This window comes from Flavobacterium fluviatile (assembly GCF_010645065.1).
Taxonomy (GTDB): domain Bacteria; phylum Bacteroidota; class Bacteroidia; order Flavobacteriales; family Flavobacteriaceae; genus Flavobacterium; species Flavobacterium fluviatile.
Window position 1 is genome coordinate 54,003 of sequence record NZ_JAADZW010000016.1, and the last position, 23,207, is coordinate 77,209.

Sequence of the window (23,207 nt, forward strand, 5' to 3'; positions counted from 1 at the left end):
TTTCTGATTTATTTGTATTTTTGTTTCTGCAGAGACTCTGTATAATAAGTCTTTACAGGAACTTAGCCTTTTTACAAACTACTAAAATTAATGATATAGAATGAATCCTAAAGTTGATTTTTATTTTAGCAAAAACGAAAAATGGCAGAAAGAAACCGAAAAATTAAGAACCATTGTTCTGGACTGCCAGTTATCCGAAGAATTGAAATGGGGAACTCCATGCTATACTTTCCAAAACAAAAATATCGTTCTGATTCATGATTTTAAGGAATATTGTGCGCTATTGTTTTTCAAAGGTGCTTTATTAAAAGACACAGACCATATTCTGGTACAGCAAACCGCCAATGTACAGTCGGCACGCCAGATCCGGTTTACCAATATTCAGGAAATCAACGAACTGGAGCCTGTCCTGAAAGCCTATATTTATGAAGCTGTTGAAGTAGAAAAAGCTGGTTTGAAATTTGAATTCAAAAAAACGCAAGAATTCGCTGTCGCCGAAGAATTTCAAACCAGATTAAATGAAAATCCGGATTTAAAAACCGCTTTTGAGGCATTGACTCCGGGACGACAAAGAGCCTATATGCTTCATTTTTCTGCACCTAAGCAATCTAAAACCAGAGAGTCACGAATTGAAAAAGCAATTCCGCACATTCTTAACGGAAAAGGATTAAATGATTAGCCCAATATGAAAGCAACCTTCTTCCCAACCCAGGAAAACTTCAGAGCATGGCTGGAAAAACATTATCAAACCGAAACCGAATTAATAGTTGGTTTCTATAAAGTGAGCAGCAAAAAACCAACCATGTCCTGGTCAGAATCTGTAGATCAGGCACTTTGTTTTGGCTGGATTGACGGTATCCGCAAAACTATTGATGACGAAAGTTATTCGATTCGGTTTACGCCAAGAAAAAAATCGAGTATCTGGAGTGTTATCAATATCAAAAAAGTCGAACAGCTTACAAAAGCCGGACTCATGAAAGAAGCCGGACTAAAAGCTTTCGAATTAAAATCTGAAGAAAGATCCGGAATTTATTCACACGAAAAAGAAGCTTATATACTCGACCCTGAATTAGAAAAACAATTCAGAGCCAATAAAATCGCCTGGGATTTTTTTGAAAAACAGGCTCCATCTTACAAAAGAGTAGTGATTCATATAATAATGAGTGCCAAACAGGAAAAAACCAGAATTTCGAGACTTGAAAAAGCGATAGCTGCAAGTGCACAGCAAAAACGCATTCTTTAAATTTTTAATATTAAAGTAATGCTAAAATAACGTATGAAAGGTTAATCTTATAATCGAAATACAAGAATAAACTGTAATTTTATTCCTTCTAAAAGATTTCAGCTCTAAAAAGGAAAAGTATGACGGAAAGAAAAGCATTAGAATATTATGTTTTAGACGTATTCTCGAACGAAAGTTATAAAGGAAACCCGCTTTCTGTTGTTTTTACTACCGGAAATTTACCAATCGAAACCTATCAGGATATTTCTAAAGAATTTGGTTATTCTGAGACTTCTTTCGTTTATTATTCAAAAGAGCAAAAAGCATTAAACGTCCGTTCATTTACCTCTAACGGAATTGAAATTGACGGCGCAGGACACAATTTGCTGGGTGCAGTCTGTGGCGCCTTATTCAAAAAAATGCCCATATTTGAAGAACAATCAGAAAGCAGTCGGTTTGTGATCATGAAACATTCTGCGATTCCGGTAACAGTAAGTTTTGATCCGGTTACGCAATATCCGGTAGTACAGATGCACCAAAAACCAGCAGTTGTCAAAGAAGAAATTCCTACATATAAATTAGCTGTTGCACTTGGTTTAAAAATCGAAGATTTAGACAGCAATGATTTTGTACCGACGATTGTAAAAACAGAAGTTGCCCATACGATGGTTCCTGTCAAAAACAGCCGGATTCTTAATGAAATCGTTCCTGACAACAAACTTTTAATCGGGATTTCGAAAGAATACCACTCTGACGGGTTTTATTGCTTTACTATTTCAGATCAGAATGACAACATTGCCGAAACCCGGTTTTTCAACCCTGTAATCGGAATCAATGAAGATCCTGCAACGGGAACTGCTGCCGGGCCCTTAATTGGGTTTCTTACTCAAAAGAAATACACAAAACCCAATCAGGAATATAAAATTCTGCAAGGCGTTAAGCTAAACCAGCCTTCAATAATTGAAGTAATGAATCGTGAAAATGATATTTTGGTGGGTGGTTCTTCGATTGTTACGATGAAAGGGGAACTTTACATATAAAAAAAGCGGCATTTACAATTACCGCTTTTTATGTTTGGACAAAATCCTTAATTCGTTTTCATCGGAGGCAAATCAAATGCCACAGAATCATGTTCGAAGTTGTTTCTGTGCCCTCCATCGCAAAATGGTTTATTATTTGATAATCCGCAACGGCAGAGGCCTAATGCTGATCGTCCCTGTAACCCGTAAAGAGTTCCTTCCGGATCCATGATTTCAAAATCACCTTCAATTTTGATTGATCCGTTTTTATTGATAATAAGTTTAGTCTTGCTCATAAAAAATTTGTTTTTATTGTTTTTTTGGATGGCAAAGATTGCGAAATATATTTTGAAGATCTCGCTTGTAGTGTTAGTTTAAACTGGTTCTATTTTAATGGGCAATTCCGCAGAAATACACAAAGGTTTTTATTGAATTGCGTCCAGCTTTAGCTGGATGAAACTATAATTGACTTCCAAATTGGCTTTAGCCAAACCACTCATTTTGGCTAAAGCCAAATAAATTGACATCCTGCAAACCTCCAGCTAAAGCAGGAGGCAATTCATTGTTTAATTTAAATTATGTGACTTCGCGAGTCTGCTAGATTAAAAATTCTCTGCGAATCTCTGCGAAAAACCTTTGCGAATCAATGCGCAATAACAAAATCTCAATTCTATTGCTTATTTTTGCACTCAATAAATTTGAAAGATGATACAAAATCCAAAAAGATATACCATTACAGCGGCATTGCCTTACACGAATGGACCAATTCACATTGGGCATTTGGCGGGGGTTTACGTGCCTGCGGATATTTATTCAAGATACCTGCGCATGCAGGGAAAAGACGTTGCTTTTATCTGCGGAAGCGATGAACACGGCGTTGCCATTTCGATGAAAGCCAAAAAAGAAGGAGTTACACCTCAGGAAGTCATAGACAAATACGACGGAATTATCAGAAAATCGTTCGCTGATTTCGGAATTTCGTTTGATAATTATTCCAGAACTTCGGCTAAAATTCATCATGAAACGGCTCAGGAATTCTTTAGGACATTGTATGATAAAGGCGATTTTATAGAAGAGGTTACAGAACAATTATACGATGCAAAAGCAGATCAGTTCCTGGCAGATCGTTTTGTTGTAGGTACATGTCCAAAATGTGACAATCCGGAAGCTTACGGCGATCAGTGCGAAAAATGCGGTTCGACTTTGAACGCTACCGATCTGATTAACCCAAAATCGACAATTACTGGAGAGACTCCAATTTTGAAATCAACAAAACACTGGTTTTTACCTTTGGATCGTTACGATGCTTTCTTACGTGAATGGATTTTGGAAGGTCATAAAAACGACTGGAAAACGAACGTTTACGGACAGGTAAAATCATGGATTGATGCCGGATTAGAGCCTCGTGCCGTAACACGTGACCTGGATTGGGGAATTGATGTTCCGGTTGAAGGTGCCGAAGGAAAAAAATTATATGTCTGGTTTGATGCACCTATCGGATACATTTCTTCTACAAAAGAATGGGCTGCACGCGAAGGAAAAGACTGGGAACCGTATTGGAAACATCAGGACACCAAACTGGTCCATTTTATTGGGAAAGACAATATTGTTTTCCACTGTATTATTTTCCCGGCAATGCTAAAAGCAGAAGGAAGCTACATTTTACCGGACAACGTTCCTGCAAATGAGTTCCTGAATCTGGAAGGAAATAAACTTTCGACTTCTAAAAACTGGGCGGTTTGGCTGCACGAATATTTAGAAGAATTTCCGGAAAAACAAGATGTTTTGCGTTATGCCTTAACATCAAATGCACCTGAGACTAAGGATAATGATTTTACCTGGAAAGATTTTCAGGCGAGAAATAATAATGAACTGGTTGCCATTTTTGGAAACTTCATTAATCGTGTTGTGGTTTTAACCAACAAATATTACGAAGGTGTTATCCCAACGCCAAACGAATTTACAGAAATTGACGAAAATACTTTAGCCGAATTAAAAGCGTATCCGGCTGTGATTTCGAGTTCAGTGGAGCGTTACCGATTCCGTGAAGCTTTAGGCGAATTGATGAATGTGGCCCGTTTAGGAAATAAATACCTGGCAGACGAAGAACCCTGGAAAGTGATGAAAGACAATCCGGAGCGTGTGAAAACCCAAATGTACGTAGCTCTTCAGATTGCTGCTGCATTGAGCGTTTTGGCCGAACCGTTTTTGCCTTTTACAGCTTCAAAGCTTTCAGGAATTCTTAAATTGAGTGATCTGAAAGAACATTTTGAAGGATTTAGTAAATTTTTGAAAGAGAATCATCCTGATGCAAAAGACATCATTATCGATAAAACTCTGGGCTGGAATGACATTGCTGAAAATTCAGATTTACTTCCGGCAGGACATAAAATTGGAGAAGCGGAACTACTTTTCGCAAAAATCGAAGACGAAGAAATACAAAAACAAATAGATAAACTGGAAGCTACAAAAACCGCTAATCTTGCCGAAAACAAACAAGCAGAACCACAGAAAGATTTGATTCAGTTTGAGGAATTTGCTAAAATGGACATTCGTATCGGAACTATTCTTGAAGCTGAAAAAATGCCAAAAGCTAATAAACTTTTAGTGCTAAAAGTAGATACAGGAATCGATGTTCGTACGATTGTATCCGGAATTGCAGAGAGTTTTTCTCCGGAAGAAATTATTGGGAAACGTGTTTCTGTTTTGGTAAACTTGTCACCAAGAGCTTTACGTGGCGTTGAGAGCCAGGGAATGATTTTGATGACTTCAAATACCGAAGGGAAACTTGTGTTTGTAAATCCGGATGCTGATGCGCCGAATGGAGCGACGGTAAACTAAAGTTTTATAAATAATATAAAAATGGCGTGAATCGGTTAAGAGATTAATTGATTCACGCTTTTTGTTTTAAAAAATATTACTTCGATTGTATTTAGAAAAAAAAGTAAGATATTCGCCAGAAATAAATTTTAAACAAAACTTAGATCATGATTAAAAAGCTATTTATTACCTATTTGTTTTTTAGCAGTTTAATTTCTTATTCTCAAGATATTATAAGCTCAACTGTTGTTGATTTAAAAAAGAATCGTGATGTTTTTCAAACGGTTAACAATGAAAAAAAGACAGTCACCCTGTTTGTAAGCGATAAAGAAAAAGTAAAAGCTATTCAGTTAAACGAGAAAATGCAAATTACTGACAGTATTTCTACAGCAAGACCGGATACCAAAAAATACGCCAACATGATTGGTTACAATATTAGTAATAATCATACAAGATTATATTGGTCATCAAACAACTATGAAAACATTTTTGCACAGTTATATGATTTTGATACACGTAAAACCATAACTAAAGAATATACAATAGTTTTAAAAAACGAAAAGATTTTACAAAAATTCAGTGAAAACGAAAATTTTTATATTTTGACAGTTTTAAAAAACAGTAATAATTTTAAATTTCATGTTTTTGATAAAGAAGGCAATTACACCGAAAGAATTATTACTTTAGAAGGATTTCATTTTTTTAAATCGGATTATCAAAAGTCAGATTTATACGGAGTAATAGGAGAAAATTTACTGCCATTTGAAGCGCCTTTCACTTTGCAAAATATTACTGTTGAAAATCCGACATCATTAACTGATGCTGCCAAAAAAAGAAAATCCTATTTTAATGATAAAAAATTAACCTTAACTTTTGACACCAATATCGATTTTACCCAAGTAATTATAATTGATCTGAAAGATTTTACAGCTACTGAAAAAATGGTGAAAAAACAATTTATCGCAGGAGACAGAACGTCATTGAATTCCAATTCTTTTTATTTTGAAAATAAGCTATATCAGATAAAATCTTCATCAGATTTATTATACTTTACAATTAAGGATCTGGACAGCAATCTTTTAAAAGAATATGTCGTTAATTCAGCAACACCTATTGATTTCAAAAATTCGGAGATTTATCAGGAAGGAGGAGATTTTGGAGGCGGAAAGAGAATTTTAGAAACTACTTCTCAATTTATTCGAAAGATAAACAACCTGAATTCTGGACTTTCCTGCTATCACATTGGGCAAAATACGCTGATTACTTTTGGTGGTGTATCAGCAGTACAGCAATCTACAGGACAAATAGCATTAGGTCAGTTTGGCTTAATTGGTGCTTTGGCCTCAGCTGCAATGTATAATCCAACAATGACCAGTTTTAATGCCTATTCTAACAGAAAAGTTGTTAAAATTGAAGGATTATTCGACACGGACGGAAATCATATTAAAGGAGAATTACAGCCATTAGCATTTGATAAAATCAGAACATTTTTTGATAAGAATAATGATGTTTCCTCACAAACACTATTTAGAATCGACTCTTACTATCTGGGATATTATGACAATAAAACTAAAGAATATATCATTCGAAAATTTGCAGACTAACAAAAACTCCCGATTTCACAATTCGGGAGTTTTTGTCTAAGAACGCTTTCAAAATGCTAATTTTGCATTTCGCTTAATAAAAATAAAATGAAACTCAGCAAACCAAGATTAGCCCTAATCTGCGGTATCCTCTGCATCTCTATTTTTCCGATACTGGTAAAACTGAAATTAACACCCGGATTAATCTCTGCTTTTTACAGAATGTTTTTTGCGGTTACTTTACTTTTGCCTTATGTGCTTTTGAGCAAAAACTTTAAGCTACCAACATTAAAATTCAGCCTTTTGGCAGCACTTTGCGGAATTCTATTTGCCTCAGATGTTGCGGTTTGGAATATCGCCATTCAGGATTCGAGTGCTACTCAGGCTTCATTATTAACCAATTTGTCTCCGGTTTGGGTGGGAATTGGTTCTTTTTTGTTTCTGAAGTCAAAACCGGCAACTAACTTTTGGATTGGGACCGTGGTATCTTTATTCGGAATGGTGACTTTGGTTGGTTTTGAATTTTTTGTAGAACTGAATTTCGATCAGGCTTTTCTGTTTGCGATTTTGTCGGGCGTTTTATATTCGATTTATCTCCTTGTTAGTAAAAATGTACTTTCAAAAGTGGATGTGTTAACGTTTATGACCATCAGTTTGATCGCTTCGAGTATTTATTTGGCAATTATTTGTTATTTCCTAAATGTTTCTTTTACAGGATTTTCTGATGCCGGCTGGTTCGTATTAGTTTTACAGGCTGTAATCTGCCAGTTGTGTGCGTGGCTTTCGGTTAGTTATGCAACACAACACATGCGTGCTACGAGAGTTTCGCTTAGTTTGTTAAGTCAGGCTATGATTACATCCATTCTGGCCTGGTTGCTTTTGGAAGAAAAAATAACTTTACAAATGGTTTTGGGTGGAATCATTTTGCTTTTTGGAATCCGCATTACTTTTTACGATAAGCCCTTTCTGTCTAATTTCAAAACCTTTAAAAACAAAAAAGTAGAAATACCACAGACTTATAAAAAACGTTAATGAAACTTTTTACAAATTCATTTGTATTTATTGAGGAAACACAAAAGCTACAACAGCTCTTAACCCCCAATCGGGTTTTATTTCGTCAGGCCCTACAATGGGAATTAAGGGCTGAACTGAAAACTGCACAATCTGATCCCCAAATTTTGTTATGCCCCCAAGAGAAGGATTGAAAGAAATCAGGGTCGTTTTTCCCTCCCAGTTTTGTGTTATCTCTACATTTGCCCCCCAGTTTGCCCCACTTTTGTAACTATTGGATAAAAATATTTGCGTATAAAATTGATTGATGTCGTTACGCTCACTATTTCCTGCAACAGACCATATCTGATTCGCCAGAAATCCTACCGAAAGGCCTTTTCCCTGATGCATAATTAAGATACTTGGCCCCAGTCCGAACTTTTGTGTTCCCAGAAGTTTATCTGTAGCTGTTGGAATCAAAAATGCCGGTCCGTATCCTGTAATAAGTTTTTTGGGTTTAGGAGCAAAAAAAGCTGTGACTGTAGCATCGCTTAGTCCAAACTCATGTGTGTTTTCACCAGTAATATTCCTTTGATCCACAACAGGAAGAATATAACGGGTAATCAAATCTAAGTTATCGCTGAGCTTAAAAGGAATTACCGGTTGTACATTAATCACATACTTCGAACCATTAAAAGCGCCTATTCCATAATTTAAATTATTTTGAAGAGGCACACTAATTAAACTCGCCACCGGATTTGCCAGTTTGTCTGCAAGCTCCTGAGCACTATTTCCCGGTTTTTCAGGTTCTTCCTGAGCATAAGAATTGAAACTTAAAATAAAAAAAAGTTTAAACAAAAGGCATTTAAAAACTTTATACGTGATAGATTTCATATTTTCAATTTAAAGATTCTTGATTTAGATTAAAATGAAACAACTAAAACAATGAAAGTTGTTTCACTTTAATCACTAACTAACTCAATCTAATTATCTGAAAAAACTTTTTTCCAGTCTTTTTTCATGTCCACAACGTGCCATTTATTTTTTGCTGCCGTATTTAACGAAAGATTTGATTTTTCCTGATAATAGGTCTCTCTGATAGAATCATTGTGATTGACAATCAGCTGAAAGGAGGGATATTTATTTCCCTGAGAAAATTTCAGCATAGCAAGGTCTCCTTCTCCTCCCTCATTTCCACAGGCAAAAGCGGGACGCTGACCAATATGCAATTGTATGGCAACAGGCTTCCCTTCTTTATCATCAAAATGACTTAAATCGGATTCCCGAATAATTACATTTTTTTCAGGATCATATTTATATTTAAATGAGGTTCCCACAACCTGCTCTTTTGGAATTCCGTAGAAATCGGCAGAAATACCACGTATCACCTCTACTGTGCCGCCTGATACGATAAAAGTTTTAAAACCATTTGCCCTTAAATAGTTTAGCAATTCTAATTGAGGCTGATAGCGTATTTGCTTTAGAGGAACATTTCTTCCCGGAACTTTTGCTTGGGCAAAAAAAGCTTTGATGGAATTTTCAAATTCATCCTCTGTCATCCCGGTATGTGTAGCTCCAACAAGCTCTATAATAGCTTTCATCCCTCCTTTTTCAAAATAAGCTTTGTCTTTTTCAACCACTGCTTTAAAAGGCTGTTTTTTGGCCAGTTCGGGATTGGCCTTAACCATTTGCTCTACCTGATAAAAGGCAAATAATTCCTGAGGCAGGGGTTTCTCTGACCAAAGTGTTCCATCATTATCAAAAGTTGCAATTCTGCTTTCAACCGGAATAAAATCAGGGCTTCCTTCTTTTGTTACTTTTTCAACATAAGCAATGATATCTTTTTTCAGAGTACCATCGTTCCAGCTTGGTAACGGATCAGGGCTTGTTGCCACTGTTGTTGTACTATCTATAGTATCTGTACTTGTTGAATGGATTTCGCTTTTTTTACAGGAAATAAATAACAAAATCAAAACCGGTATTATAAATGCTTTTTTTTTCATAACAAAAATTAGAAAATATTACTAAAAAGTTTCAGCTGATGTATATTCCAATACCCTCAAAATTAAATAATAAAGAGTTTAAGTAATCTTTTTACAGCTGCTGAATTAGTTGCATATTATAAAATGAAACATCAAAAAGACATTATTTTGCTGTTTTGTATATAATTGGATAAAAATTAAACTTTGCTTCTTTAAATTAAAGAACTTTTTTTAAACACTATTCTTAAAATTTGAATTAAATATTGTGAATGGCACTAAGAAGAAATAACTTTACAAATACCTAATTATAAAAAACAAGATGTTACATAAAAATAAAATACCTGATTTAAAAGTAATTGCATTTGATGCTGATGATACTCTGTTTGTGAACGAACCTTATTTTCAGGAAACAGAACATAAGTTTTGCGCCCTTATGGAGGATTATCTTTCACATCAGGGAATTTCTCAGGAATTGTTTAAAATCGAAATAGCAAATCTGCCTTTATACGGTTACGGAATTAAAGGGTATATTTTGTCGATGATTGAGGCTGCGATGACGATTTCGAACAATACAATTCCGGTTGAAGTCATTGAAAAAATCATCCAGTACGGAAAAGAACTGCTGGAAAAACCTATCGAACTTTTAGACGGAATAGAAGAAACATTACAGGCTTTGCACGGAAAATACAAACTCGTTGTAGCCACAAAAGGCGATCTGAAAGACCAGCACAGCAAATTACACCGTTCGGGTCTTGGACATTATTTTCACCATATCGAAGTCATGTCAGACAAACAGGAAATTGATTATCAGAAATTGTTAGGACGTTTAGAAATTCAGCCGCATGAATTTTTGATGATTGGAAATTCGCTAAAATCAGATGTATTGCCGGTTTTAGGGATTGGAGGTTATGCAGTTCATATTCCGTTTCATACGACCTGGGAACATGAAAAAATCAATCATAAAGTAGAACACGAGCATTTTAGTTCCTTCGAAACCATTGCAGAGGTTGTACCTAATTTACTATAATGAAAACCCTTTTAGACTTAGAAAACTGGAACAGAAAAGAACATTTTGAGCATTTCAGCAAAATGGAGGAACCCTTTTTTGGGGTAACCGTCGAAATTGATTGTACAAAAGCCTATCAAACTGCGAAAAAGCTGAAGACTTCTTTTTTTATCTTTTATCTCCATAAAACTCTGGTAGCGGTAAATTCGATTGAAAATTTTAAATACCGAATTGCTGAAAATCAAATTTACATTCATGGCCGCGTAGATGTTTCTGCTACAATTGGCCGTAAAGATGGCACTTTCGGGTTTTCATTAATGGAATACAATCCGGCTTTTAAGATTTTTGAAAAGAATGCTTATGCTGAAATTGAACGTATCCAAAATACTAACGGACTTTTTACCAGATCATTTGATGATGATAACCTGATTCATTTTTCGGCAATTCCATGGTTAAATTTTACTTCGATTTCGCATGCACGCAGTTATTCTTATCCGGACAGCTGCCCTAAAATTTCTTTTGGAAAAATGATGACTTCAGAAAACGGGAAAAAAACCATGCCAATGTCTGTACATGTACATCACGGATTGATGGACGGTTTGCATGTTGGTCAGTTTGTTGATCTTTTTCAGGAATTTATGGACCAATAGCAATAAACTGAATAACAAATAATTGGAATGATTTTTGGAGGCAAAAACATATGAAAAAACTACTACTTCTTTTCTGTGTCTTTTATAATACGGTCCTGCTAAGCCAGACGGTATTGAATTCTTTTTCCTTAAATCTGAACACACCTTTAGAAAATGGTCAGATTATCAATATTGAAGATGTAAAAACCAACGACATCTATGTTTTTGCATCAGATAAAGAATATATTAATATCTTAAAATACAATAAATCACTTTTTCTAAAAAGTCAATTTAAAGATTCTATAAAAAATATCAGAGAGAGGACTTTAATCGGTCATAGTATCAGCGATGACGGGAATCCGCTTCTTTACTGGGCAACCAATAATTTAAGAAACATCCGGATTATTAAATATCATCTGGAAACAAAAACGTCAAAATCTTTAAATTTCGATTTACCTCCAAATACAGAATATATTATTACCACTTTCCAGAAAAACAATATGTTTTATATGCTGTGCAAGGAAACCAACCAACAGCATCTGTTACTTTATGAGTTTAACAACGGAAAGGCCGAAGTGAAAATGTTTGATTTATCCGGAATTCTGTTTCAGAATGACAAAGGACAGAATCTGGCTTTCAAAACTATGATCCGATATTATCCTATTGAAAAAATGGACACGGAAAATTTTAATTCGTTAGACAAAACGGTTAATAAAACCAAGATGTATGTATCAAATGACCATATTTTTTTGACATTTGATTATAGCTTAAAAAAGACACATGTTTTAGATCTGAATCTTATTACTACTGATGTTACCGAAAAGAATTTTAATCAGCCTGTTTCTAAAGCATCATCCAAAACTTCAAATTCTTTTTTTTATGAAAACAAACTATTTCAAATAAACATAAATAAAGAAGAACTTTTGCTGGATATTAAAGATTTTGATTCAGGTAAAACGCTTAAAAGTGTGGCAGTATCAAAAAAAGATTCAATTGATTTTAAAAACTCCCCTTTCTTAGTTCAGATAAATGATAAAAAACCTCAGGAAATAAAAACCACGGCCAAGTTTTTAAAACAGTTATCAGCATTAAATACCGGAATCTCAGTTTTTAAAAATAAGACAAATACTTTTATATCATTGGGTGGATTCGCAGAGTATCAGTTTTCTGGTTATGACTATATCCAGACGAATTTACTGGCAGACTTTTTTGACAATGATTATGGCGGCTATTCTGAATATTCAAGTAAAATGGCCTATTTTGATACTATGCTCAATCAGGATTTAGAATTTGTAAAAAGCAAACAATCAGAACCTTTGGCTATTGATAATCTTTTCTATTATTTAAATACCAATAAAAACATTTCGCTGCACAATATTCTTAAACTAAAAAATTACTACATTTTGGGCTATTATGATGTGGTTTCAGGGCAATACATCATGCGGAAATTTACAGACGGGTATTATTACGAAGAAAGAAATCCGATTATCAACAAAGCTTCACTTTCAAAACCTTATCAGTTTGGAAACCTTAAATTTTCTAAGAATTAACCAAAAATGTTATTTATGTTTTGGGGAAGCCCAAAAATGTTTTGAATTATTTTGGTTAATTTTACAAAAAAGAACACATTATGCTATCAAAAAATATTGAAACGGCTTTAAACAAGCAAATTCGCATAGAAGCAGAATCTTCACAAACGTATCTTTCAATGGCTTGCTGGGCTGAGGTACACGGATTAGAAGGAATCGCCCAGTTTATGTACACTCAGTCAGACGAAGAGCGTGCACACATGCTTAAACTGGTAAAATATGTTAACGAACGTGGCGGACACGCACAGATTACAGATCTGAAAGCACCCAGAATATCGTATTCAACTTTCAAAGAAATGTTTGAGGAGCTTTACAATCATGAACTTTTTGTTTCTAAATCGATCAACGAATTGGTACACATCACTTTTGAAGAAAAAGATTATGCTACACATAATTTCTTACAATGGTATGTTTCTGAACAAATCGAAGAAGAAGCTACAGCCAAATCTATTTTAGACAAAATCAACTTAATTGGTGAAGACAAGGGCGGACTTTACTTGTTTGACCGTGACATTCAGCAGTTAACCGTTACAAGCTCAATTGCAATTAATCCGAAATAAAAAAGTTAAAGTTTATTTAGAATATGTAAAAATAACTTTTTTCTATTATATTTGTCTCTGTTTTTAATACAGAGGAAAATTGGGCAAGAAAGAAAAAGACAAGGACAAGAAAAAGGATAAAAAGAAAAAGAAAAACAAAGATATCCTTGATAAAATCAAGAAGATTGAAAACTGTAAATCTTCTTGCTGTGAGAAATATAAAAAAAGTGAAAAGAAGCGCTGCTCACGCTGTCCAATGTTTGATTTATTCAAAAAGACTGCTTAACAAAATATACAAAAACCCACCAGATTTCTTTGGTGGGTTTTTTAGTTTTAAATTGCGGTCACTTTCTGATTTTAAAAGACTAAAATTTATATGGAAAACCAAATCCTGATTCCCCAATCTGCTCTTGATTTTTTACAGCTGCTGAAAGAAAATAATAACAAACCCTGGTTCGAAGCACATAAACAGGAATATCTAACCGAGTTAAATCATATTGAAACTTTTGCAGAGGCTTTGCTTCACGAACTTTCTAAAACAGATGTTATGGAAACTAAATCAGGTAAAAAAAGTGTTTACCGAATTTATCGTGATATTCGTTTTTCTAAAGATAAAACACCTTTTAAAACTTTTTGGGGAGGCAGTTATACACGTGCAACAGCTTCAAGACGCGGTGGTTACTATTTTCATCTTGAAAAAGGAAACAGCTTTTTTGCAGGCGGTTTTTGGGGACCGAATGCGGCAGATCTAAAACGCATCCGGGCTGAATTTGATCATGATCCGGAATCATTTCAAAAAATATTAAATTCAAAAACTTTTAGAAATACTTTTGGTACTTTGCAGGGCGAGCAGCTCAAAACAGCTCCAAAAGGTTTTGACATCAATCATAAAGCCATTGATTTATTACGATTTAAACAGTTTTTGATTATAAGGCGATTTAGTGATGATGAAGTATTGAGTCCACAATTTTTGGGACAGGCATTGGAAACCATGCAGAGCATGAGACCATTTTTTGATTATATGAGTGAAATACTTACTACTGATATTAATGGCGCTTCGATATTGTAATTTTAATTTAAAACGGTGAGAGGCTGAGTCCATTCGGCTTGGCTCAGGATAAACTTAGTCGAAGCCCTCTCAACGTATAAGCCTTCGACTGCGCTCAGGATGACACTTGTCTAAATTAAAATAGAAACCCCGACAGTTTTTTAGTCTGTCGGGGCTGAAGTTTAACCAACAAATGATATCTTATTTACTGAGCAGTAAGATTTCGTTTACCACAACTTCTGTAACGTAGCGTTTCTCGCCGTTTTTATCGTCGTAACTTCTGTGGGTCAGTTTTCCTTCAACGGCGACTTCTCTTCCTTTTACTACATATTTTTCGATAATTTCGGCTGTTTTGCCCCAGGCAGTGACACGATGCCATTCGGTTTGCTCCACTTTTTCACCCTTGTCATTGGTGTATTTCTCGTTGGTAGCAATACTTAAATGCGCTAATTTTCTTCCACTGTCTAATGTTTTGATTTCAGGGTCATTACCTACGTTACCGATTAATTGTACTTTGTTTTTCATGGCGTATACTATTTTTAAAGGTTTATATAAATTGAATCGTTCGTCAGATTCAACATTGCAAAGATGCGGTGGCTATCAAAAATTATTCGGTTGGCAACTGTTTACTTTCGGTTGTAACTGTTTGTAACCGTTTGTAAATGGAAATTAATTAGTATATTTGAGAGAAATCATACAAAAATGCAAACAAAAATCAACAAAGTAGAATTACGGAATTTAGAATTTGATGACTACAAACAGTTAAAAGATTCGATGGTAAAATCGTATCCTGAAATGGCTAATTCCTACTGGAGATCTGCGGATATTAAAAAATTGCTTTCTATTTTTCCGGAAGGACAATTGGTTATTCTGGTCGATGGTGTGGTAGTAGGATCAGCTTTATCTTTGATAGTTGATGAGAAATTAGTTGACAAAAGACATAATTACAAACAAATTGTGGATGACTACAGTTTTTCAACTCATAATCCGGATGGGGAAATTTTATACGGAATTGATGTCTTCATTCACCCGAATTACCGGGGACTGCGTTTAGGGAGGCGTTTGTATGATGCCCGCAAGGAAATGTGCGAGCAACTTAATCTAAAGGCTATTGTTTTTGCCGGAAGGATTCCGAATTATGCGCAGCATTTCAAAAAAATGACGCCGAAAAATTATATCGACAAAGTAAAACATAAAGAATTACACGATCCTGTATTGTCATTTCAGCTTAGCAATGACTTTCACGTTTTGCGGATCATCAAAAATTATCTGGAAGGAGACGAAGAATCCAAAGAATTTGCTGTACTTCTCGAATGGAACAACGTTTATTATGATGAAAGTCCAAAACTGATTAACCTCGCAAAAAGTGTCATCCGTCTTGGGCTTGTACAATGGCAGATGCGTCAATTAAACAATCTGGAAGAATTTTTTGAACAGGCTGAGTTTTTCATCGATGTGGTTTCAGGATATGGCTCTGATTTTGCCCTTTTTCCTGAACTTTTTATTGCGCCATTGATGGCTGACTACAATCATTTGTCTGAAGCTGAAGCTATTCGGGAACTTGCCCGACATTCTGATCCCATCAGAAAACGTTTTCAGGAATTGGCTATTTCATACAACATTAATGTTATTACCGGTAGTATGCCTTACTTAGAAAATGGAAATTTGTATAATGTTGGTTTTTTATGCAAAAGGGACGGAACTTCTGAAATGTACACCAAAATTCACATCACACCAAACGAAGTGGTGCACTGGGGAATGAAAGGAGGCTCCCAATTTAAAACCTTCGATACGGATTGCGGAAAAATCGGAATCCTCATTTGTTATGATGTCGAATTCCCGGAACTCTCCAGGTTACTGGCAGACGAGGGAATGAATATTCTTTTTGTGCCCTTTTTAACTGATACGCAAAATGGTTATACCCGAGTCAAACATTGTTCGCAGGCGCGTGCCATTGAAAATGAATGTTATGTGGCGATTGCAGGCTGTGTGGGGAATCTTCCGAAAGTAAATAATATGGATATCCAATATGCACAGGCAGCAGTATTTACGCCTTCGGATTTTGCTTTTCCGAGCAACGGTATTAAAGCCGAAGCCACTCCAAACACCGAAATGACCCTAATTGTTGATGTGGATTTGAATTTACTGAAAGAATTACATGAACATGGAAGTGTGCATACGCTGAAAGACAGAAGGACTGATTTGTATGAAGTTAGGAAGATAAATCCTTGATGGAAAAAAGATTTAATAAGTAAGAGACGTCACTTCGAGTGTTTTTGGCTTCTGGAGTTATTTGAAAACAAAAGTTGAATAGCCAAAAATGCATCGAGAAGTCTCGTTTACATAAGAGTTCTCGATACAATTTTATAAAAATGCTGTCGCTATTTTATAAAACCACTCGAACTGACGAATAGAAAAAAGTAAATTATGAACAACCTACGTCACTTCGAGTATTTTTGGCTTCTTGTTTTGTATTTGAAAACAAAGGTTGAATAGCCAAAAATGTATCGAGAAGTCTCGTTTACAAAATGGTTCTCATACGATTTTATAAAAATGCTGTCGCTATTTTATAAAACCACTCGAACTGACGAAATAGAAAAAAGTAAATTATGAACAACCTACGTCACTTCGAGTATTTTTGGCTTCTGGAGTTATTTGAAAAACAAAGGTTGAATAGCCAAAAATGTATCGAGAAGTCTCGTTTACATAAGAGTTCTCGATACAATTTTATAAAAATGCTGCCACTATTTTATAAAATCACTCGAACTGACGAATAGAAAAAAGTAAATTATGAACAACCTACTTCACTTCGAGTGTTTTTGGCTTCTGGAGTTATTTGAAAAACAAAGGTTGAATAGCCAAAAATGTATCGAGAAGTTCTCATTTACATAATGGTTCACGATACGATTTTATAAAAATGCTGTCGCTATTTTATAAAACCACTCGAACTGACGAATAGAAAAAAGTAAATTATGAACACCTACGTCACTTCGAGTGTTTTTGGCTTTTTGAGTTTGTAGTTGAAAACAAAAGTTCATTAGCCAAAAATGTATCGAGAAGTCTCGTTTACATTAGAGTTCTCGATACGATTTTATAAAAATGCTGTCTCTATTTATAAAACCACTCGAACTGACGAATAGAAAAAAGTAAATTATGAACAACCTACTTCACTCCGAGTGTTTTTGGCTTCTTGTTTTGTATTTGAAAACAAAGGTTGAATAGCCAAAAATGTATCGAGAAGTATTGGTTTACATAAGAGTTCTCGATACGATTTTATAAAAATGCTATCGCTATTTTATAAAATCACTCGAACTGACGAAATAGAAAAAAGTAAATTATGAACAACCTACGTCACTTCGAGTGTTTTTGGCTTCTGGAGTTATTTGAAAACAAAGGTTGAATAGCCAAAAATATATCGAGAAGTCTCGTTTACATAAGAGTTCTCGATACGATTTTATAAAAATGCTGTCGCTATTTTATAAAACCACTCGAACTGACGAATAGAAGAAAAAATAAAAGATAAAATGAAACAATCGTATGTTTATATATTAAAATGTTCTGATGGGAGTTACTATACAGGAGTAACTTCAAACATTACAAAAAGAGTTTATGAACATCAGGTTGGATATTATCCGGATTGCTATACGATAAATAAAAGACCAATAGAATTAGTTTTTTATTGCGAGTTCACTGATATTAATTTAGCAATTGAAAAAGAAAAACAAATTAAAAAATGGTCAAGGCTGAAAAAGGAGGCCTTGATTAATGGTGACTTTGACGCTTTAGTTAATTTGGCTAAAAAAAGATTTAATAACTAAGATACAACGTCACTTCGAGTGTTTTTGGCTTATTGTTTTGTATTTGAAAACAAAGGTTGAATAGCCAAAAATGTATCGAGAAGTCTCGTTTACATAAGAGTTCTCGATACGATTTTATAAAAATGCTGTCGCTATTTTATAAAACCACTCGAACTGAAGACGAAATCAAAACTATTACTCGTATAAAATAAAACCAAATTGCCTATTTAAATTAAGAAAAATCTATGAAAACATGCCTCGAATGTGCTGAGAAAATTGTTGGCCGCGAAGACAAAAAATTCTGTTCAGACAGTTGCCGCAATGCTTACAACAATAAAATAAACAAAGACAGCACCAATTTTATGCGGAATGTAAACAACAAGCTGCGTAAAAATTACCGAATTTTGTCTGAATTAAACACAGAAGGAAAATCGAAGGCAACCAGAGAAAAAATGCTCAATAAAGGTTTTGATTTTGATTTCTTTACCAATATCTTGCAGACCAAAACAGGGAATACCTACTATTTCCTGTACGATCAGGGATATCGGTCTTTGGACAATGATTATTTTATGCTCGTAAAAAAAGAAATTTAATACCACAATATGAAAAAAAATCCTACTTCAATTCTGGCTTTCTTAGGAGTCTTAGGAATTCTGTCCATCATCTATGCCTCAATGATGCCCCAGTATATCTCTAAAGATGAAGAAGCTCTTGCCGAATTTTCAACTGAACGAGCTCTAAATCAGGTTCGGATTATAGCCCAAAAACCCCATTTTGTAGGCTCTACTAATCATGAACTAGTTGCCAATTACCTTAAGCTTGAACTAAACAGAATTGGTCTTGAAACCTCGATTCAGGAAGGATTTACACTGAATGACAAAGGTCTTTTGGTAAAATCTAAAAATATTCTGGCCCGTATAAAAGGATCTAATAGTTCTAAAGCCCTTTTATTGCTTTCGCATTATGACAGCGCACCTCACTCGTTTTCTAAAGGAGCAAGCGATGATGCCTCGGGAGTTGCCACAATACTTGAAGGTGTTCGTGCCTTTTTATACGCCAATGAAAAACATACAAACGATATTATTATTCTTTTTTCTGATGCTGAAGAATTAGGTTTAAATGGTGCTGCACTATTTGTGAATCAGCATCCATGGGCAAAAGACGTTGGTCTGGTCTTAAATTTTGAAGCAAGAGGTTCCTCAGGGCCAAGTTATATGCTGATGGAAACGAATAAAGGAAATCAGGCTCTTGTAAAAGAATTTTCGAATGCCAAAACAAAGTATCCGGTTTCAAACTCGCTGATGTACAGCATTTACAAAATGCTTCCAAATGACACTGATCTAACAGTTTTCAGGGAACAGGGAAATATTCAGGGTTTCAATTTTGCCTTTATTGATGGTCATTATAATTACCATACGCAACAAGACGATATTCAGCATTTAAATAAAACGACATTAACACATCAGGGAAGTTATCTGATGCCGTTATTAAAATACTTTTCTAATATTGATTTAAATTCTACTCAAACCACAGAAGACAATGTTTATTTTAGTGTTCCGTTCGGATTCTTTATCAATTATCCTTTTTCATGGGTTTTCCCAATGAGCGTTATTGCTTTAGGACTACTTGTTTTCTTTATTTTCGTTGGAAAAGTAAAGCATCTCATTTCTTTCAGGGAAATTTTTAAAGGATTTGTTCCTTTCTTAGGCTCCATCATCATTGCAGGTCTGGTAACCTTTTTGGGATGGAAAATCATTTTGCAAATTTATCCGCAATATTCGGATTTGCTGAATGGCTTTACCTACAACGGTCATGCTTACATAGGAGCTTTTGTAACACTTAGCATTGCGATCTGTTTTGCTTTCTACCATCATTTTTCGGAAGAAAAAATTACGATGAACCATTTCGTAGCACCGTTATTACTATGGATTATCATCAATATCGTTTTAGCCAATCAATTAACGGGCGCAGGTTTTCTCATTATCCCGGTTTATTTTGGAGTTGTTTTATTGGGAATTTTTGTCTTCACACATCATTACAGTACTGGATTAAATTTATTATTCAGTATCCCTGCCCTGGCAATTGTGGCACCGTTTATTGTTATGTTCCCGATTGGTTTAGGTTTAAAAATCCTTTTCGGAAGTGCAATATTGACAGTTCTGCTTTTCGGATTACTCCTTCCGGTATTTGGTTCTTTTGTCAGAAAGAGAGTCTGGACCATGCTTTTCTTTGTCATATCCATCAGCTTTTTTGTATATGCCGGCATACATTCAGATTATGAACCCGGAAAAGCAAAATCAAACAGTTTATTGTACGTTTATAATGCCGATACAGATTCTGCTGTCTGGACTACTTATGATACCAATCTTGACGACTGGACCAAATCATATCTTGGAAATATGAATCAGAAAGCTGTCGGTTTAAACGGTCTTCCAATAGCCAGCAAATACAACACTCCCTTTACTTACAGTGCCATTGCTCCTAAAATTGAAGTTCCAAAACCAACTATCTCCTTTGTAAGAGACAGCGTAATAGGAAGCAAAAGATATCTGAAAATAAAAATCACGCCAAACCGTAAAGTAAATCGTTACGATATTTATGCCAATCCAAAAATGTCCTTTTATAACTTTAAAGCCAATGGCGTTTCGGCTTCCGGACAAAAAGGAAACCTTTTGGAGAGACAGGACAGCAAAATCTTATGCTACTATGTCGTAGGAAACGAACCGCTTATTATGGAATTCATTATTAATAAATCGTCTGTTTTTGATATGGATCTGATTGAAAGCTCTTTCGATTTAATGACCAATCCGCTGTTCAATATCAAACCAAGAAGCGACTGGATGATGCCAACTCCTTTTGTTCTGAATGATGCTGTTTTGGTTCAGCAAAAAATTAAAAGATATACACCACCTGTAAAACCTATGGAAACTGCTCCGGTTATTGACAGTGCAGCAGTTAAAATAGACAGTCTGGCAGCACCGGTCATGAAAATTAAAAAAGAAGTTATAAATGAAGAGTAATTTCTAAGAATAAAGGCAGACTTATCAAAACAGTCTGCCTTTTTATATTTTAACAGGCACATTCAACCTTCAGTCCGTATCTGACTCCTTTAGCACCTTCAGTTGCATATCCATCAAGTTTCCACCATTCCAGTCCGCCAATTAATTCTTTTACTCTAAATCCTAACCTCACCATATTTAAGGCCCCTTTTGTTGAAGCGTTGCATCCAATCCCGTCGCAATAGGTGACGTATAAAACTTCTTTATCCAAATGTTGTGTGGTTTCTAAATTCATTTCACGATGCGGAATATTAATCGCATTCGGAATGTGTTCTTCATCATAACCAAAAACTTTCCGGGCATCGATTACCACTATTTTTTCTCCATTGTTCAGGGCTTCAAATAAATCTGACGGATCCATTTCAAAGGCGAGCTTATTCTCGTAATGCTTAATTTGTGCTTCCATAACTTATCGTTTAAAGTTTTTTGTTTTTTCAAAAGTAGGATGGTTTACATTCTCATAAAAACGAAAAGAATTCATACAGAACATTACTTTTTTTCATACAAATGCCAGTCAAAAATTTTGTTTCTTTGTGTATTAATCACCAAAAAAAAAATGGAAATACGTCACTTAAAATTGATAAAAGCAATTGTCGAAGGAGGAAGCATCACCAAAGCTATCGACAAACTTCATCTGACGCAATCGGCTTTGAGTCACCAGCTCAAAGAAGCAGAATATCAATTGGGAACTGCCATTTTTTTACGAACCAATAAAAAACTGGTTTTGACCAAAGCAGGCGAAAAAATCTACGATCTCGCTAATGAAATTCTCAATAAACTTTCTGAAACAGAAAGCCAAATAAAACAGATGGTTTTTGGCGAACATGGCGAAATCAGAATTAGTACCGAATGTTTTTCGAGTTATCACTGGCTTCCGTCGGTTTTGAAACAGTTTCATCTTTTGTATCCCAATGTGGAACTGAAAATTGTCATCGAAGCCACTCATATTCCGCTGCAGAAACTTCTGGACAATACCATTGATATTGCGATTATAAGCGATCCAATCAAAGACAATAATATCAAATATACCGAATTGTTTCAGGACGAAGTGATGATGGTAGTTTCTGAAAACCATGCCTGGGCGGATAAAAAGTTTGTCGTTGCCGAAGATTTCATCAATGAACATCTTATTATTCATTCACTTCCGATGGAAACCGTTACGATTCATCAGTTTCTTTTGGCTCCAGCCAAAGTGAGTCCGAAGAAAATAACACCGATGCCTTTAACAGAAGCTTCCCTGGAAATGGTAAAAGCCGATATGGGCGTGATGTCAATGGCAAAATGGGCCGTTCAGCCACATTTAAAAACCAGTCCGATAAAAGCCATTAAAGTTGGGAAAAACGGATTAAAGAGAAAACATTTTATCGCCACAAGAGCCAATGAAAATTATCCGGATTATTTCAATCATTTTATCAACTTTCTGCAAACCGAAATCAATCTGCAATGGAATATTCAATAAGAAACTGCGAAATAACGGATCTGCCTAAACTAATTGTTCTCTGTCAAAAACATGCCGAATTTGAGCAAGCTGAATACGATCCTGAAGGAAAAGAAGAAGGCTTAAAAAAAGAATTATTTAATGATGATCCCAAATTATTTTGCTTAGTTGTAGCTGCTGGGACAGAAATTGTAGGCTATGTAACGTATAATTTTTCTTATTCGACCTGGAGTGCCGGCGATTACATTTACATGGATTGCCTGTTTTTAGAAGAAAGTGCCAGAAATTTTGGAATTGGCGAAGTCTTAATCAATGCATTAAAGCAAATCGGAAAAGAGAAAAACTGTGTGAACATGCAATGGCGTACACCTCAGTTTAACGAAAGAGCTATAAAATTCTACAACAGAATTGGTGCAAAAGGAAAAGACAAAGTTTGTTTTTTTCTGGATTTAAAATAATTGAAATTTAATCCCGAAAACACTCAGG

The 23,207-nt window shown here is 35.1% G+C and carries 23 protein-coding genes; 18 read left to right on the plus strand and 5 right to left on the minus strand.

The window, feature by feature from the left end:
• The first annotated feature begins 100 nt into the window (after positions 1-100).
• The 3 genes from GXM17_RS15040 to GXM17_RS15050 all read left to right on the plus strand — a co-directional run bounded on the left by GXM17_RS15040 (position 101) and on the right by GXM17_RS15050 (position 2,262).
• Positions 101-679, plus strand: coding sequence for a YdeI/OmpD-associated family protein (locus tag GXM17_RS15040; RefSeq protein ID WP_163400149.1), 579 nt, complete (start codon positions 101-103; stop codon positions 677-679).
• 6 nt (positions 680-685) lie between these two features.
• The gene (locus GXM17_RS15045; RefSeq protein ID WP_163400150.1) at positions 686-1,243 is read left to right on the plus strand and encodes a YdeI/OmpD-associated family protein; all 558 of its coding nucleotides are present in this window, start codon (positions 686-688) and stop codon (positions 1,241-1,243) included.
• Between the two features lie 119 nt (positions 1,244-1,362).
• Positions 1,363-2,262, plus strand: coding sequence for a PhzF family phenazine biosynthesis protein (locus tag GXM17_RS15050; protein ID WP_163400151.1), 900 nt, complete (start codon positions 1,363-1,365; stop codon positions 2,260-2,262).
• Positions 2,263-2,309: 47 nt separating this feature from the next.
• Here the strand turns inward: GXM17_RS15050 and GXM17_RS15055 are convergent, their stop codons facing one another.
• Positions 2,310-2,537, minus strand: a complete 228-nt coding sequence (locus GXM17_RS15055) for a CDGSH iron-sulfur domain-containing protein (RefSeq protein WP_073485872.1) — start codon at positions 2,535-2,537, stop codon at positions 2,310-2,312.
• Positions 2,538-2,946: 409 nt separating this feature from the next.
• On the opposite strand from GXM17_RS15055, the gene metG reads away from it, so the two are divergent.
• From metG to GXM17_RS15070, 3 genes are all read left to right on the plus strand, one after another.
• Positions 2,947-5,082: a methionine--tRNA ligase gene (gene metG / locus GXM17_RS15060; RefSeq protein ID WP_163400152.1), complete on the plus strand. Its 2,136-nt coding sequence runs from the start codon at positions 2,947-2,949 to the stop codon at positions 5,080-5,082.
• Between the two features lie 146 nt (positions 5,083-5,228).
• Positions 5,229-6,665, plus strand: a complete 1,437-nt coding sequence (locus tag GXM17_RS15065; protein WP_163400153.1) for a hypothetical protein — start codon at positions 5,229-5,231, stop codon at positions 6,663-6,665.
• 87 nt (positions 6,666-6,752) lie between these two features.
• Complete coding sequence (locus GXM17_RS15070; protein ID WP_244307411.1) at positions 6,753-7,676, plus strand: DMT family transporter; 924 nt, start codon at positions 6,753-6,755, stop codon at positions 7,674-7,676.
• 27 nt (positions 7,677-7,703) lie between these two features.
• On the opposite strand, the gene GXM17_RS15075 is transcribed toward GXM17_RS15070, so the two are convergent.
• On the minus strand, positions 7,704-8,528 hold the full coding sequence (locus GXM17_RS15075; RefSeq protein WP_163400154.1) for a hypothetical protein: 825 nt from the start codon (positions 8,526-8,528) through the stop codon (positions 7,704-7,706).
• Positions 8,529-8,617: 89 nt separating this feature from the next.
• A complete protein-coding gene (locus GXM17_RS15080; protein WP_163400155.1) occupies positions 8,618-9,637 on the minus strand; it encodes an HAD family hydrolase in 1,020 nt (339 codons plus the stop codon).
• A gap of 298 nt (positions 9,638-9,935) precedes the next feature.
• Here GXM17_RS15080 and GXM17_RS15085 point away from each other — a divergent pair, with 298 nt between their 5' ends.
• The 6 genes from GXM17_RS15085 (at position 9,936) to GXM17_RS15110 (ending at position 14,448) form a co-directional block, all read left to right on the plus strand.
• The gene (locus tag GXM17_RS15085) at positions 9,936-10,643 is read left to right on the plus strand and encodes an HAD family hydrolase (RefSeq protein WP_163400156.1); all 708 of its coding nucleotides are present in this window, start codon (positions 9,936-9,938) and stop codon (positions 10,641-10,643) included.
• Positions 10,643-11,272, plus strand: coding sequence for a chloramphenicol acetyltransferase (locus GXM17_RS15090; RefSeq protein WP_163400157.1), 630 nt, complete (start codon positions 10,643-10,645; stop codon positions 11,270-11,272). Before GXM17_RS15085 ends, GXM17_RS15090 begins: the two co-directional genes overlap by 1 nt.
• A gap of 50 nt (positions 11,273-11,322) precedes the next feature.
• Positions 11,323-12,801: a hypothetical protein gene (locus GXM17_RS15095; RefSeq protein WP_163400158.1), complete on the plus strand. Its 1,479-nt coding sequence runs from the start codon at positions 11,323-11,325 to the stop codon at positions 12,799-12,801.
• 80 nt (positions 12,802-12,881) lie between these two features.
• The gene (locus GXM17_RS15100; protein ID WP_163400159.1) at positions 12,882-13,400 is read left to right on the plus strand and encodes a ferritin; all 519 of its coding nucleotides are present in this window, start codon (positions 12,882-12,884) and stop codon (positions 13,398-13,400) included.
• Between the two features lie 79 nt (positions 13,401-13,479).
• Entirely contained in the window at positions 13,480-13,665 is a 186-nt protein-coding gene (locus GXM17_RS15105; protein ID WP_071635639.1) for a hypothetical protein, read from the plus strand.
• Between the two features lie 90 nt (positions 13,666-13,755).
• Positions 13,756-14,448, plus strand: a complete 693-nt coding sequence (locus tag GXM17_RS15110) for a DUF2461 domain-containing protein (protein ID WP_163400160.1) — start codon at positions 13,756-13,758, stop codon at positions 14,446-14,448.
• 180 nt (positions 14,449-14,628) lie between these two features.
• On the opposite strand, the gene GXM17_RS15115 is transcribed toward GXM17_RS15110, so the two are convergent.
• Positions 14,629-14,952 (minus strand): single-stranded DNA-binding protein, encoded by a 324-nt coding sequence (locus tag GXM17_RS15115; protein WP_163400161.1) that lies wholly within the window; start codon positions 14,950-14,952, stop codon positions 14,629-14,631.
• 177 nt (positions 14,953-15,129) lie between these two features.
• Here GXM17_RS15115 and GXM17_RS15120 point away from each other — a divergent pair, with 177 nt between their 5' ends.
• From GXM17_RS15120 to GXM17_RS15135, 4 genes are all read left to right on the plus strand, one after another.
• Complete coding sequence (locus GXM17_RS15120) at positions 15,130-16,659, plus strand: carbon-nitrogen hydrolase family protein (RefSeq protein WP_163400162.1); 1,530 nt, start codon at positions 15,130-15,132, stop codon at positions 16,657-16,659.
• 1,292 nt (positions 16,660-17,951) lie between these two features.
• On the plus strand, positions 17,952-18,245 hold the full coding sequence (locus GXM17_RS15125; RefSeq protein WP_163400163.1) for a GIY-YIG nuclease family protein: 294 nt from the start codon (positions 17,952-17,954) through the stop codon (positions 18,243-18,245).
• A 224-nt stretch (positions 18,246-18,469) separates the two neighbouring features.
• On the plus strand, positions 18,470-18,817 hold the full coding sequence (locus GXM17_RS15130; RefSeq protein WP_163396300.1) for a hypothetical protein: 348 nt from the start codon (positions 18,470-18,472) through the stop codon (positions 18,815-18,817).
• 9 nt (positions 18,818-18,826) lie between these two features.
• Positions 18,827-21,244 (plus strand): M28 family peptidase, encoded by a 2,418-nt coding sequence (locus tag GXM17_RS15135; RefSeq protein ID WP_163400164.1) that lies wholly within the window; start codon positions 18,827-18,829, stop codon positions 21,242-21,244.
• A 49-nt stretch (positions 21,245-21,293) separates the two neighbouring features.
• Here GXM17_RS15135 and GXM17_RS15140 read toward each other — a convergent pair whose 3' ends face one another.
• Entirely contained in the window at positions 21,294-21,689 is a 396-nt protein-coding gene (locus GXM17_RS15140; protein ID WP_163400165.1) for a rhodanese-like domain-containing protein, read from the minus strand.
• A 150-nt stretch (positions 21,690-21,839) separates the two neighbouring features.
• Between GXM17_RS15140 and GXM17_RS15145 the strand changes: the two genes are divergently transcribed.
• Both GXM17_RS15145 and GXM17_RS15150 read left to right on the plus strand, forming a co-directional pair.
• Positions 21,840-22,742, plus strand: a complete 903-nt coding sequence (locus tag GXM17_RS15145) for a LysR family transcriptional regulator (protein ID WP_163400166.1) — start codon at positions 21,840-21,842, stop codon at positions 22,740-22,742.
• A complete protein-coding gene (locus GXM17_RS15150) occupies positions 22,727-23,179 on the plus strand; it encodes a GNAT family N-acetyltransferase (RefSeq protein ID WP_163400167.1) in 453 nt (150 codons plus the stop codon). Before GXM17_RS15145 ends, GXM17_RS15150 begins: the two co-directional genes overlap by 16 nt.
• Positions 23,180-23,207 lie beyond the last annotated feature (28 nt).

Bases quoted from the DNA above. Each gene is read 5' to 3' on its own strand.
- GXM17_RS15040 (WP_163400149.1), top strand. From the start codon at position 101: ATGAATCCTAAAGTTGATTTTTATTTTAGCAAAAACGAAAAATGGCAG.
- GXM17_RS15045 (WP_163400150.1), top strand. From the start codon at position 686: ATGAAAGCAACCTTCTTCCCAACCCAGGAAAACTTCAGAGCATGGCTG.
- GXM17_RS15050 (WP_163400151.1), top strand. From the start codon at position 1,363: ATGACGGAAAGAAAAGCATTAGAATATTATGTTTTAGACGTATTCTCG.
- GXM17_RS15055 (WP_073485872.1), bottom strand. From the start codon at position 2,537: ATGAGCAAGACTAAACTTATTATCAATAAAAACGGATCAATCAAAATT.
- metG (WP_163400152.1), top strand. From the start codon at position 2,947: ATGATACAAAATCCAAAAAGATATACCATTACAGCGGCATTGCCTTAC.
- GXM17_RS15065 (WP_163400153.1), top strand. From the start codon at position 5,229: ATGATTAAAAAGCTATTTATTACCTATTTGTTTTTTAGCAGTTTAATT.
- GXM17_RS15070 (WP_244307411.1), top strand. From the start codon at position 6,753: ATGAAACTCAGCAAACCAAGATTAGCCCTAATCTGCGGTATCCTCTGC.
- GXM17_RS15075 (WP_163400154.1), bottom strand. From the start codon at position 8,528: ATGAAATCTATCACGTATAAAGTTTTTAAATGCCTTTTGTTTAAACTT.
- GXM17_RS15080 (WP_163400155.1), bottom strand. From the start codon at position 9,637: ATGAAAAAAAAAGCATTTATAATACCGGTTTTGATTTTGTTATTTATT.
- GXM17_RS15085 (WP_163400156.1), top strand. From the start codon at position 9,936: ATGTTACATAAAAATAAAATACCTGATTTAAAAGTAATTGCATTTGAT.
- GXM17_RS15090 (WP_163400157.1), top strand. From the start codon at position 10,643: ATGAAAACCCTTTTAGACTTAGAAAACTGGAACAGAAAAGAACATTTT.
- GXM17_RS15095 (WP_163400158.1), top strand. From the start codon at position 11,323: ATGAAAAAACTACTACTTCTTTTCTGTGTCTTTTATAATACGGTCCTG.
- GXM17_RS15100 (WP_163400159.1), top strand. From the start codon at position 12,882: ATGCTATCAAAAAATATTGAAACGGCTTTAAACAAGCAAATTCGCATA.
- GXM17_RS15110 (WP_163400160.1), top strand. From the start codon at position 13,756: ATGGAAAACCAAATCCTGATTCCCCAATCTGCTCTTGATTTTTTACAG.
- GXM17_RS15115 (WP_163400161.1), bottom strand. From the start codon at position 14,952: ATGAAAAACAAAGTACAATTAATCGGTAACGTAGGTAATGACCCTGAA.
- GXM17_RS15120 (WP_163400162.1), top strand. From the start codon at position 15,130: ATGCAAACAAAAATCAACAAAGTAGAATTACGGAATTTAGAATTTGAT.
- GXM17_RS15125 (WP_163400163.1), top strand. From the start codon at position 17,952: ATGAAACAATCGTATGTTTATATATTAAAATGTTCTGATGGGAGTTAC.
- GXM17_RS15130 (WP_163396300.1), top strand. From the start codon at position 18,470: ATGAAAACATGCCTCGAATGTGCTGAGAAAATTGTTGGCCGCGAAGAC.
- GXM17_RS15135 (WP_163400164.1), top strand. From the start codon at position 18,827: ATGAAAAAAAATCCTACTTCAATTCTGGCTTTCTTAGGAGTCTTAGGA.
- GXM17_RS15140 (WP_163400165.1), bottom strand. From the start codon at position 21,689: ATGGAAGCACAAATTAAGCATTACGAGAATAAGCTCGCCTTTGAAATG.
- GXM17_RS15145 (WP_163400166.1), top strand. From the start codon at position 21,840: ATGGAAATACGTCACTTAAAATTGATAAAAGCAATTGTCGAAGGAGGA.
- GXM17_RS15150 (WP_163400167.1), top strand. From the start codon at position 22,727: ATGGAATATTCAATAAGAAACTGCGAAATAACGGATCTGCCTAAACTA.